The organism is Bradyrhizobium betae (assembly GCF_004123905.1).
Classification (GTDB): domain Bacteria; phylum Pseudomonadota; class Alphaproteobacteria; order Rhizobiales; family Xanthobacteraceae; genus Bradyrhizobium; species Bradyrhizobium betae_A.
In genome coordinates, this window is the sequence record NZ_MZXW01000042.1 from 75,704 (window position 1) to 85,860 (window position 10,157).

11 protein-coding genes are annotated in these 10,157 nt (G+C 62.1%); 6 read left to right on the plus strand and 5 right to left on the minus strand.

Translation table 11 applies throughout. The annotated features are described in order from the left end of the window. The first annotated feature begins 10 nt into the window (after positions 1–10). From B5V03_RS31045 to dapD, 3 genes are all read left to right on the plus strand, one after another. On the plus strand, positions 11–1,267 hold the full coding sequence (locus B5V03_RS31045; RefSeq protein ID WP_129274200.1) for a CCA tRNA nucleotidyltransferase: 1,257 nt from the start codon (positions 11–13) through the stop codon (positions 1,265–1,267). Further along, positions 1,264–2,034: a TSUP family transporter gene (locus B5V03_RS31050; protein WP_129274201.1), complete on the plus strand. Its 771-nt coding sequence runs from the start codon at positions 1,264–1,266 to the stop codon at positions 2,032–2,034. Before B5V03_RS31045 ends, B5V03_RS31050 begins: the two co-directional genes overlap by 4 nt. Positions 2,035–2,158: 124 nt before the next feature. Continuing rightward, positions 2,159–3,130, plus strand: coding sequence for a 2,3,4,5-tetrahydropyridine-2,6-dicarboxylate N-succinyltransferase (gene dapD, locus B5V03_RS31055; protein ID WP_129274202.1), 972 nt, complete (start codon positions 2,159–2,161; stop codon positions 3,128–3,130). Positions 3,131–3,384: 254 nt separating this feature from the next. Here dapD and B5V03_RS31060 read toward each other — a convergent pair whose 3' ends face one another. From B5V03_RS31060 to B5V03_RS31075, 5 genes are all read right to left on the minus strand, one after another. Then, the gene (locus tag B5V03_RS31060) at positions 3,385–3,597 is read right to left on the minus strand and encodes a hypothetical protein (protein WP_129274203.1); all 213 of its coding nucleotides are present in this window, start codon (positions 3,595–3,597) and stop codon (positions 3,385–3,387) included. A gap of 180 nt (positions 3,598–3,777) precedes the next feature. Further along, positions 3,778–4,146: a VOC family protein gene (locus B5V03_RS31065; RefSeq protein WP_129274204.1), complete on the minus strand. Its 369-nt coding sequence runs from the start codon at positions 4,144–4,146 to the stop codon at positions 3,778–3,780. 70 nt (positions 4,147–4,216) lie between these two features. Continuing rightward, the gene (locus B5V03_RS31070) at positions 4,217–4,903 is read right to left on the minus strand and encodes a helix-turn-helix transcriptional regulator (protein WP_129274205.1); all 687 of its coding nucleotides are present in this window, start codon (positions 4,901–4,903) and stop codon (positions 4,217–4,219) included. Positions 4,904–5,199: 296 nt separating this feature from the next. After that, the gene (locus B5V03_RS41765; RefSeq protein ID WP_164988407.1) at positions 5,200–5,343 is read right to left on the minus strand and encodes a hypothetical protein; all 144 of its coding nucleotides are present in this window, start codon (positions 5,341–5,343) and stop codon (positions 5,200–5,202) included. Between the two features lie 469 nt (positions 5,344–5,812). Continuing rightward, positions 5,813–5,998: a hypothetical protein gene (locus B5V03_RS31075; protein WP_129274206.1), complete on the minus strand. Its 186-nt coding sequence runs from the start codon at positions 5,996–5,998 to the stop codon at positions 5,813–5,815. A 282-nt stretch (positions 5,999–6,280) separates the two neighbouring features. On the opposite strand from B5V03_RS31075, the gene B5V03_RS31080 reads away from it, so the two are divergent. From B5V03_RS31080 to B5V03_RS31090, 3 genes are all read left to right on the plus strand, one after another. Further along, positions 6,281–7,582: a glycosyltransferase gene (locus B5V03_RS31080; protein WP_349643406.1), complete on the plus strand. Its 1,302-nt coding sequence runs from the start codon at positions 6,281–6,283 to the stop codon at positions 7,580–7,582. Between the two features lie 208 nt (positions 7,583–7,790). Beyond that, on the plus strand, positions 7,791–8,864 hold the full coding sequence (locus tag B5V03_RS31085) for a TauD/TfdA family dioxygenase (protein ID WP_129274207.1): 1,074 nt from the start codon (positions 7,791–7,793) through the stop codon (positions 8,862–8,864). A 158-nt stretch (positions 8,865–9,022) separates the two neighbouring features. Continuing rightward, positions 9,023–9,988: an alpha/beta hydrolase family protein gene (locus B5V03_RS31090; RefSeq protein WP_129274208.1), complete on the plus strand. Its 966-nt coding sequence runs from the start codon at positions 9,023–9,025 to the stop codon at positions 9,986–9,988. Positions 9,989–10,157: the final 169 nt, after the last annotated feature.

The window sequence follows — 10,157 nt, forward strand, 5'->3', positions numbered from 1 at the left end:
GGGCCGGACGATGAGCGCGGAGCCGATACTTGCGGATGCGCCCTGGCTGACCTCGAGCGGCACTGCGCGCGTCCTGCAATTGCTGGGCACTGACGGCGAGGAGGCGCGGGTGGTCGGCGGTGCCGTGCGCAACGCGCTGCTCGGCCTCTTGCCCGGCGACATCGACATCGCCACCACGGCGCTGCCGGAGGAGGTGGTGCGGCGCGCCAAGGCCGCCGGCATCAAGAGCGTGCCGACCGGCATCGCCCACGGCACCATCACGCTGGTCATCGACAGCCAGCCTTACGAAGTCACGACGCTGCGCGAGGACACCGAGACCTTCGGCCGCAAGGCCAAGGTCGCGTTCGGCCGCGACTGGGTGAAGGACGCCGAGCGGCGCGACTTCACCATGAACGGCCTGTCGGTCGACGCGGCCGGAATCGTCTACGACTATGTCGGCGGCATCGCGGATGCCAAGGCGCGCCGCGTGCGCTTCATCGGCGATCCCGACCAGCGCATTGCCGAGGACTACTTGCGCATCCTGCGCTTCTTCCGCATCCACGCCGCCTTCGGTGCCGGCGATCCCGATCGCGACGGCGCTCTCGCCTGCATCCGGGGACGCGCGGGCCTGGCGAGCCTGTCGGCCGAGCGGGTGCGCATGGAGATGCTGAAGCTGCTGGTGGCCGGCGGCGCATCCGCCGCCGCCTCCGCCATGGCCGATGGCGGATTGCTGCAGGCGCTGATCGGGGGCGTGGCCTATATCGGGCCGCTGGACGCGATGATCGCGATCGAGCGCGAGCTCGGCCTACCCTCGAGCAGCACGCGGCGCCTCGCAGCCCTGACGGTCGCCGTGACCGAAGATGCCAAGCGTCTCGCCACGCGCCTGCGGCTGTCCAATGTCGAAGCCAAGGCGCTGGATTCGATGGGGCATCGCTGGTGGCGCTTCGTCGCCAAGGACGAGGCCAGCGCGCGGCGGCTGCTCTACCGGCTCGGCGCCGAGCGCTATCACGATCGCGTGTTGCTCGGCTGGGCGCGCGCCGGCGGCGACGTGCATTCGTCGTATTGGCGCGCACTCGCAGAGCTGCCGCAGCGCTGGACCGCGCCGAAATTTCCGCTTCGCGCCGCAGACTTCATCGCGCGCGGAATGGCGGAAGGACCTGCGCTCGGACATGTGTTGACACTCGCCGAGGACGCTTGGCTTGCGGCGGATTTTCCACTAGAGGAAGCCGCACTCGCTTCCATCGCCGATCAAGCTGCGGCACGCATCAGCCGCGATGAGAGACCGTGACCATCGTCTCAGGCTTCGCCGACATCTCGATCTTTCAGCTCCTGCTGGTCGCGTTGATGGCGTTGTTTGCTTCGATCATCGGTGGTCTCGCCGGCTACGGTACCGGCGCGCTGATGCCGCTGGTGCTGGTGCCGCTGGTCGGCGCCGAGCCGGTGGTGCCGATCATCGCGATCTCCGCGCTCTTCACCAATTCCAGCCGCGCAATCGCCTATCTCCGTTACGCCGACCGCCGCCGCGCAGCTGTCGTGCTCGCCTGCGCCGCGCTGACGACCGCGCTCGGCGCCTACGGCTACACGCGCCTCACCAATGCCGGCGCAGCCCTCGTGATCGGCTCCATGCTGATCCTGAGCGTGCCGCTGCGCCGCGTGCTCCGCCGCCGCCAGGTCAGGATCGGCGACACTGGTCTTGCCGCCGGCTCCGTCGGTTACGGCGTGCTGGTCGGCGGCACCTCCGGCTCCGGCGTGATCCTGCTGTCGCTGCTGATGGCCGCGGGCCTCGAAGGCGCCGCCGTGATCGCGACCGACGCGATGATCTCGCTCGGCACCGGCCTCATCAAGATCTCCGTGTTCGGCCTCGCCGGTGCCGTCACGGCGCAGGTGCTCGCCTTTGCGCTGCTGATCGGTGGGATCGCGATCCCTGGCGCGTTCCTCGCAAAGACCTTCGTCGAGCGGATGCCGGTGCATATCCACACCGCGATCCTCGACGTTGCGGTGATCACGGGCGGGCTGGTGATGATCTCGGCGGCGGCCAAGCAGTTGATCGGGTAGTACGCCCGCCTGTCGCGATGTCCGCAATGACCCACAGCGGACGTCTTTGCGAAACCAGAAGTTGCCATTTCCACGCGAACTCGCGTATGCACGACGTGCAGGGATCGAAGTGTGGGAATTTCAAATGGCGATGGAATTGAGGGGCGCGAGAGGCGAGGGGTTTGCGACGATTGCCGCTGATGGTCGCGTGCTGGATTCCTGGTTTCTTCGGCTAAGCCTGGTAGCGGAGGCTGGCAAGGCAGCAACGGTACGGCTGACGGGCGACGAGATCAGCAGATCGTTGGGCGAGGCGGCAGACGGATATGCGCGACACGACGACATCCGCAATGTCGATATCGTTTCCATTCAAACAGATATTGGCTCCCTTGCATCTGCGCCGACGGATGTGCACGACGCATATCTTCGGCTCCATCTTCTGAGCCACCGGCTGGTCCAGCCGAATTGCCTGAACCTCGACGGAATTTTCGGCCTGTTGCCGAACGTGGCCTGGACGACACTCGGTCCCTGTGAAGGCTCTCGCGTGCCGGAAGCGCGAATGCTGGCGCGAAAGCGTGCCATCGCATTTGAGGTGACCGGCGTGGATAAATTTCCGCGTATGACTGACTATGTGACGCCTGCGGACGTGAGAATTGCAGATGCGGATCGCGTCAGGCTCGGAGCCTATCTGGCTCCTGGCACGACCGTCATGCACGAAGGCTTTTGCAATTTTAATGCGGGTACGCTCGGTCCCTGCATGGTCGAAGGCCGGATCAGCGCCGGTGTGGTCGTCGGAAGCGGCGCCGACGTTGGTGGCGGAGCGTCGATCATGGGCACGCTATCAGGAGGAGGGAAAGAGAGGATCACAGTCGGCGAGCGCTGCCTGATCGGAGCCAACGCCGGTATCGGCATTTCATTGGGTGACGATTGTATCGTCGAAGCGGGCTGTTATGTCACCGCCGGCGCGCGCATCCTTTTGGAAGATGGCCGAGTCCTGAAAGCCAGAGATCTGTCGGGCCAGAAGGGCCTTCTTTTTCGTCGTAATTCCCAGAGCGGCGCTCTCGAGGCAACCAGACGTACACCAAATTGGGACGGCCTCAATTCGCAACTTCACAGCTAAATTGTGAAATTGCGATGTGCACTTAATCATCACCGTCAGGCAGCGCTGGCTTCGGTCTGCGCTTGCTAGGCTTGAAGCGGGTCAATTAAGTGCACAGTCATCGTAATCCCGGTGCGGCAGCTCATCGCGTAGATGATCGCGTCTGGACCACGGATCTAGCCTCGTACTCGTAGTCGTCGGTTTGCGAGCATAAACCGGAAGTCGCCCGGCATCGCCGACATCGGCGGCCTATGACCGGCAGCGGATGTTAACGGTCAGTCTTTCATGCCATCCAGACCGGGATGATCTTTGTAGATATTGTCCTGAAGCATGGTGTCTATCCGAGCGATGATATCGCCGACTGATGTCCTCAATCTCAGAAGCTCATCTGCTGGAGAGGCTTCTTTGGCGAGCGTGAGTGCTAGGGAAAACTCCTCAATGACCCGCTCTATGTGCTGTTTAAATCGTGTGGCTGATTGCGCGTCCATAGAGCCATCTCGCGGGAACAGGGCCTGTCTTGCAAAGGGCAGCATACCTGGCTTTGGAAGCCATCCAATAGCTGGGGCGCTACTGTTCCGTTAATGTGAAGGGTGTCGGATGCCGAGATTACGCGGATTGCGCTGACGGTGCACTTAATCATCACCGTCAGGCAGTGCTGGGCGCGCGCCCTAAGCGGTGGGCGCCAGCACGCGCAGGCGATGACCGTCGGGATCGAGCGCAACGAAGGTGTGTCCGAATGGCATTGCGGTCGGAGGCTGCGCAATCCGGACGCCGCGCCTCGTCCACGTTTCAAAGGTCGCGCGCACCTCCTCCGCATTTGCGACCGCCCATGAGATCTCGCTACAGCCGGCTTCTGAAGCGGAAGGAGGCTCGACGGCGTCCCGCTGCCACAATCCCAGCATGGCGCCGTTCCCGAGTGGAAGAAGCACGAATTTGGGGGATGATTGCGCGACAGGACGCTCCAGCAGCTTCTGATAGAAGGCGGAGCTCGCTTGTGCATCGTCGACATAGAGCACCACGAGATTGAAGTCGGCCATTTACATCTCCTGTTCAGCTTGGCGATGGCCGAGGCTTACGGGAAGGTGCTGTCAGTTTCTGTCAGCATGATCAGTGTTCGCCAATGCATTCCTGCTGCCGCCACTCCCGCAGCAAATCGGTGCGGCGTCGTGGGTAGCGGCGCTCCGTGAGCGTGATCGACAGGATCCGGTCGGTGCGGAAATGGCGGTAGTCGCCGCGGCTCTCGCACCAGGCCGCCACCATGCGTATCCGATCGAAGAACCCGAGTGCGATCGGCCAGATCGTGCGGTTGGTGCGGTTGTCCCGTTCGTCGCTATAGGTGATGCGCATCTTGCGTTCCGTGCGGATGGCGGCGCGAATGATCGGCAATTCGGCGTCGCCTGCTGCCGGATGGCGGCGAGCGACCATCAGGCCCGACGTTTCCAGGCTCCGCTGGAGGTCGTCCGGCAGTACGGCGGCAATCTTTGCAAGCGCGTTGTGGGCCGCCTTTCCGAGCGGCTCATCCGGCTGCGCGGCAACCCATCGACCGCCCAGCACCAGCGCTTCGATCTCCTCTTCCGAGAACATCAGAGGCGGCAACATGAACCCCGGCCGCAGGACGTAGCCGATGCCGGCCTCGCCATCGATGTGGGCCCCTTGGCCCTTCAGCGTCTCGATGTCCCGATAGATGGTCCGGAGCGAGACGCCGAGTTCCTCGGCCAGCCGGCACGCCGCGACGGGCCGACGGTGTGTGCGCAGGAGCTGGATCACGTCGAGAAGGCGTTGAGCGCGCGACATGGCGGCTCATATCACGGCATACTGCCAGATTCTGTCAGCATCGGCCTTCAGCTCGTAGAATGGGCAGAGCGACTTGTCCGCCGTAGCTCGCAGAGCGAAGGCGTAAGCGAAACCCATCAAAGCCTCGCGATGACGAAGTTTATGGGTTTCGCAAGAGCTCAGCCCATCCTACGGGCTGGTGATCTCGGCGGCGCCGCAGTTGATCGCTTAGAGGGCATTCACGCGGCGCGGTCTTAGGTCTTGGCTTTCCTCGGACGTCCGTATCACGGGCTGACGCGGTCGCCCCAATTCCCGCCCTACTGGGCTTGATCGTAGGCCTGAAGGATCCGGACAAAATCAGCCATGCTGGACCGATCTTCAACCATAGCCGCAACCGGAGTATTGGACGCGGGCTGGCTTCCTTGCCAGAACCGCATCAGGAGATCGGTGATGTTTCTCATGGCGTACTCTCTGCACCAACCACGACAGTAAGCATCAGTTGACCGGCAAAGCGCCGCTAGATCGGGACAGGGCCGGCGGGCGTTACGCCGCCGGCCTTGTCCCGCAACTGCCGGCTCGCAGGGCCGGTTCCGTTGCTTTCACTCTGGATGTATCGGTAACACCAAGCGCTTGGTCGGCGCCATCGCGCGCAGGTTTGAAGTGACCATACTTAGGTAGACTTGGGATGGTGAACCGGGATCGGTCGACCGAGTGTCGGTTCAATCGCAGTCCGCAGGATGAGTTGAGCCCACCCTAGTGCGGCGCTGGAATGACGGTGACGGAAATTACCATGTCTCACTTACGGGGGGCAGCCCAGCACTGTCACCGCAATTGCCCGTAATTGCATTGAAAGGCGACAGGGTGACTACGCTCACTGTCACCGTGACTCGGCCCATCAAGTCACCTGCTCTCACGTCACCTGCTCTCAGGTCACTTGGCGTAGCCCTGAGAGCGCAGCCACGCGATCTTGCGGTCGCCGTTGATCCAGCCGTCGGCATCCGCCTTGCTGGCAAATCCGGTAATTTCACGCTGCTCGGTGCCCGGATAGTCGGCGAGTATTTTCCAGTCGCCCTCGGCGACACGTACGGTTCTGAAGGTCACTTTAATTTTAGCCATGCCGCATTATGCGCCGTTTGGCTCGAAATGAGAACCCGTCTTGCGGCCGGACGGCCACCTTTTAGTCAGTTTTCTCGCAACTTCACCGCCCACAGGCGGCGATCTTCACCCTTACAGATGTAACCATCTCACCCGGAAGCGACATCGTTCAGTAGCGCGCGCCGCGTCATTCTTGGAGCGGTCCGCGCGGACGCATGCGCGGCCAAGCATCCGTCCGAAAGCCTGCACTGCGTTGCCCGGGATGGATTGCAAGCCAATTCACCTGCGTGACGGAAAGGCTCCATGATGTCGTATCATTTTCTGCTGGCGTCGTGGGGAACCCTCGGGAATTTGAGCCCGATGCTCACTGCGGCGCGGAGGTTGCATCGACATGGACACCATGCCCGGGTGATGGCGGATCCGGCGATGCGCTCCGAGATCGAGGCCTCCGGCTTCGAATTCGCAGCATGGCGGCGCGCCCCGACCGGCGTGGCTGCGGATCCGGTCGACGTCTCGGACATGCAAGACTTTCTACGCCGGGCCATCTTTGATCCTGCCCCGCTCTATGCGGCCGATATCCGCCATGAGGTCGGCCGTATGCCGACGGATGCCGTTCTCGTGCTTGACGCGCTTTTTGGCGGTGCGCTCGGAGCGGAGGCATCCGGCGTGCCTTTCGCGCTCCTGTCCCCTCATGTCAGCCTTCGTCCTCTGCCGGGCATGCCGCCGGTCACCGGCGGATTGAGCCAACCGAGAACGCCGGACGAGCGCGCCGAAGTCGACGCCGCCAATGCCAGGCAGGCCGAAACACTCAACTTTTTTCTGCCTGATCTGAACCGCACGCGTGCCGACCTGGGTCTTCCTCTGCTGGGTGATGTCTTCGATCTGTTCGATCGCGCCGACCGGCTTTTGCTTGCGACCAGTCAGGCGTTCGACTTTCAGGCGGACGCGCTGCCCGACAATTTCCGCTACGTCGGACCGCTGCTCGATGTCCCGAACTGGTCAAGATCTCTGCAGACGGAGGCATGGCGAGCGCCATGGTCGGCCAGGTCGGGTCGTCCTCGCGCGCTGATCGCATGCAGCACGGGCGCGCAAGGTCAGCGCGACATGTTTCAGCGAATGATCGACGCGATGGAAGCGGTCGAGATCGATGCCATTGCAACAGCCGGTCCCAATCTGGACGTCGCCGATCTCAGGGCTCCGAAGAATGTGCATTTGATCCGGGGCGCTCCCCATGACCTCGTCATGAAGGATGTTTCCGTGGTGATATCGCAAGGCGGCCACGGAACGACCATTCGTTCACTCATCAACGGGCTGCCGCAGCTCATCCTCCCGATGGGGCGGGACCAGGCCGCCAATGCCGCGCGCATCGAGGCGAAGGGGGCAGGGCTTCAATTGCCACCGACCGCCTCCGAAGCGGACATTGCCGCGGCGGTGAACCGATTGATCGGAGAGCCGCAATTCAAGATGACGGCCCGTCTCCTCGGCGAGGCCATCAAGGCCGATATCGATCGGTCCAGCCTCGTCGACGAGATGGAAGCGATCGCCGCCGCCGGCCGCGCGGCGAGACAGCAGGCGAAGAAGCTACCGGTTCGTAAATCTGCCTGACGGTTCCGCTCGACCCCTTCTGCGCCATCGAGCGATGTTCGCTATTGTGCCGCTCCTGGTATAGATGCGGGCACCGGATCGATACCTCAGTGCAATCGGTTGCGCCTGAGCGAGCCCGTGCATTGGGCCTCGCCAAGTTGCAAACCAGAGGCCGGCGAAATATCGTTGCTGCTCTGACGCCCTTCCTAACTTCTCAGGAGCCAGCAATATGAATGCGGTCTCGGCGCCCAGCGCGATCGATCGCCCTCCAGGGAAAATCGACGTTCCATCTGCCTGGCTAGGCGCAGAGATGAAGGCCGATCCCGATCGTTGGTTGATATCGCTTTCTGCCGGCGAGATCGCCGAGCTTGAGAGTGCGGCTGAATCCTATCTTGGCAGAAGCAGGCAAATCGCCGACATCACGAAGGCAAGCTTTCCGCTTCCCCGCTTCGGCGCGCACCTGGAAGCGCTCAAGGAAAAGCTGCTGGCTGGCCTCGGATTCGAAGTCATCCGCGGTCTCCCGGTGGCGAAATACAGCCAGGAGTTCGCGGCTACGATATTTTGCGGCGTGGGGGCGCATCTCGGATCGGCGCGATCCCAGAATGCAGCGGGTCACATTCTCGGTCACGTCCGAGACACAGGCGCCGATGCGAAGAATCCGAACACCCGAATCTATCAGACGTCGGAACGGCAAACCTTCCACACGGATTCCTCCGACGTGGTTGGACTGTTATGCATTCGCGAGGCGATGGAGGGAGGGGATTCTCTCCTCGTCAGTACGACGACCATCTACAACGCGATGTTCGACAGCCGTCCCGACCTTGCCGCCCTCTTGTTCGACCCCATCGCGACGGACCGGCGCGGCGAAGTTCCGGAGAACGAAAAGCCATATCTCGAGATCCCGGTGCTGAACTGGCATGCGGGGTTCCTGACCGGATTCTATCAACGCCAGTATATCGATAGTGCGCAGCGTTTTCCTGACGCCCTCAGACTGACGCCGGCTCACGTCGAGGCGCTGGATCTCTTTGACGCGCTCGCAAATGATCCCGCGCTGCATTTCGGCATGCGGCTTCAGCCGGGCGATATGCAGTTCGTCTACAATCATGCTTTGCTGCACGATCGGACCGGATTCCGCGACTGGCCTGACGCAGGCCAAAAGCGTCATCTATTGCGCCTTTGGCTGAGCATGGAAGGTGATCGGCCGCTGCCCGATTGCTTCAGGCAGCGCTATGGCTCGATCGAGATTGGCAACCGCGGTGGCATTATCACCAAAGGGACCAGTCTGAACGTCCCGTTGGATTGACGTTCGAAGCATCCGGGGATGTCCGCTAGTGCGCCGCCTTTGGCGGAGAAGCGGAATTACGGTCCAGCACCGCAATTCTGTCGCTGTAATTCCGAAGCCGACATAATTTAGCCGGCGTTTCTTCGCTTGTTCTCCCTTTCAACGCTTGGGAGACTTACTTGCGCAAAGCGTTCTGGTCTTTGGTTGTTGTGCTTTCTTGCTTGGCTTCTTCTGCCGACGCCGCTGGCATCCAGCTTTTCAACCATGGCCCCAACTTGACGGGCGCGATCTGGTATCCATGCGAGGCCCAACCGAAAGACGTGGAGCTTGGCGACCTGGGGGTGGGCGTCGACTATGGTCTCATCGGTGTGAAGGATTGTCCCGTCACCGGGGCAAAGCTGCCGCTGGTCATCGTTTCCCACGGTTACGTCGGATGGTTCGGCGGGCACCATGACACGGCAGCTGCGCTGGCGGATGCCGGATTCGTCGTCGCGGCAATCAATCATCCGGGCGATAACGCGAACGATTCCACCAAGAAGGACGATCTGTCCTCCTACGTGTTGCGTCCGACAGACATGGTCCGTCTGCTCGATTTCATGCTTCAAGACTGGAAAGATAGGGCCGTCCTCGATCCCGCGAAAATCGGACTGTTTGGATTCTCAAAGGGAGGCTACACCGGTCTGGCACTGATCGGTGCCGCACCGGACTTCGGCCGTTATGCGCGTGGTTGCACGGATGCGTCGAAATTCTGCGAGCAACTTAGAAGCGGCGATATTCCCGCCTTGGCGCAGGATGCGCGCATTCGCGCCGCTGTGATCGCCGATCCGATACCGGGTTTCTTCACGCAATCCAATCTGGCCGCGATCAGGATTCCGGTGCAGTTCTGGCGGGCGGAGGTCGGAATCGGGATTATCGATTCGGAGGGCACGGCGCGGATCGCCCGTGCGCTACCGGGAAAGCCGGAGGTTCACAGCGTGCCTGCCAGCCACTTTGCGTTCCTGGCGCCGTGCTCGCCGCAACTCAGGGCCGCGCTGCCTCGCATCTGCACCGACAAGCCCGCGGAATTTGATAGGTCAGCGTTTCATCGCGAATTTAACGAAAGCGTTGCGCGGTTCTTCCATGAGCAACTGGCTGAGGGCAACTGACGGGTACCGCCAAGGCTTTGACGGATAAGTCGGCTCCTGGCCGATTCCGTTGAAAAAGGGAAACAGTAATCGGATGTATTGGCGTCAGCGCGATGCGGCCCAATGGCTTTGGCGGTTTCTACCCCAAGGTGGGCATTGGGATCAGCTTGGCCATCTTGCGAAGGTTCTG

What these genes read in the sequence shown, in the direction of transcription:
- B5V03_RS31070 (WP_129274205.1), bottom strand. Translation starts at nt 4,903, where the DNA reads ATGTCGCGCGCTCAACGCCTTCTCGACGTGATCCAGCTCCTGCGCACA.
- B5V03_RS31080 (WP_349643406.1), top strand. Translation starts at nt 6,281, where the DNA reads ATGATGTCGTATCATTTTCTGCTGGCGTCGTGGGGAACCCTCGGGAAT.
- B5V03_RS31065 (WP_129274204.1), bottom strand. Translation starts at nt 4,146, where the DNA reads ATGGCCGACTTCAATCTCGTGGTGCTCTATGTCGACGATGCACAAGCG.
- B5V03_RS31045 (WP_129274200.1), top strand. Translation starts at nt 11, where the DNA reads ATGAGCGCGGAGCCGATACTTGCGGATGCGCCCTGGCTGACCTCGAGC.
- B5V03_RS41765 (WP_164988407.1), bottom strand. Translation starts at nt 5,343, where the DNA reads ATGAGAAACATCACCGATCTCCTGATGCGGTTCTGGCAAGGAAGCCAG.
- B5V03_RS31075 (WP_129274206.1), bottom strand. Translation starts at nt 5,998, where the DNA reads ATGGCTAAAATTAAAGTGACCTTCAGAACCGTACGTGTCGCCGAGGGC.
- B5V03_RS31060 (WP_129274203.1), bottom strand. Translation starts at nt 3,597, where the DNA reads ATGGACGCGCAATCAGCCACACGATTTAAACAGCACATAGAGCGGGTC.
- dapD (WP_129274202.1), top strand. Translation starts at nt 2,159, where the DNA reads ATGGCGATGGAATTGAGGGGCGCGAGAGGCGAGGGGTTTGCGACGATT.
- B5V03_RS31085 (WP_129274207.1), top strand. Translation starts at nt 7,791, where the DNA reads ATGAATGCGGTCTCGGCGCCCAGCGCGATCGATCGCCCTCCAGGGAAA.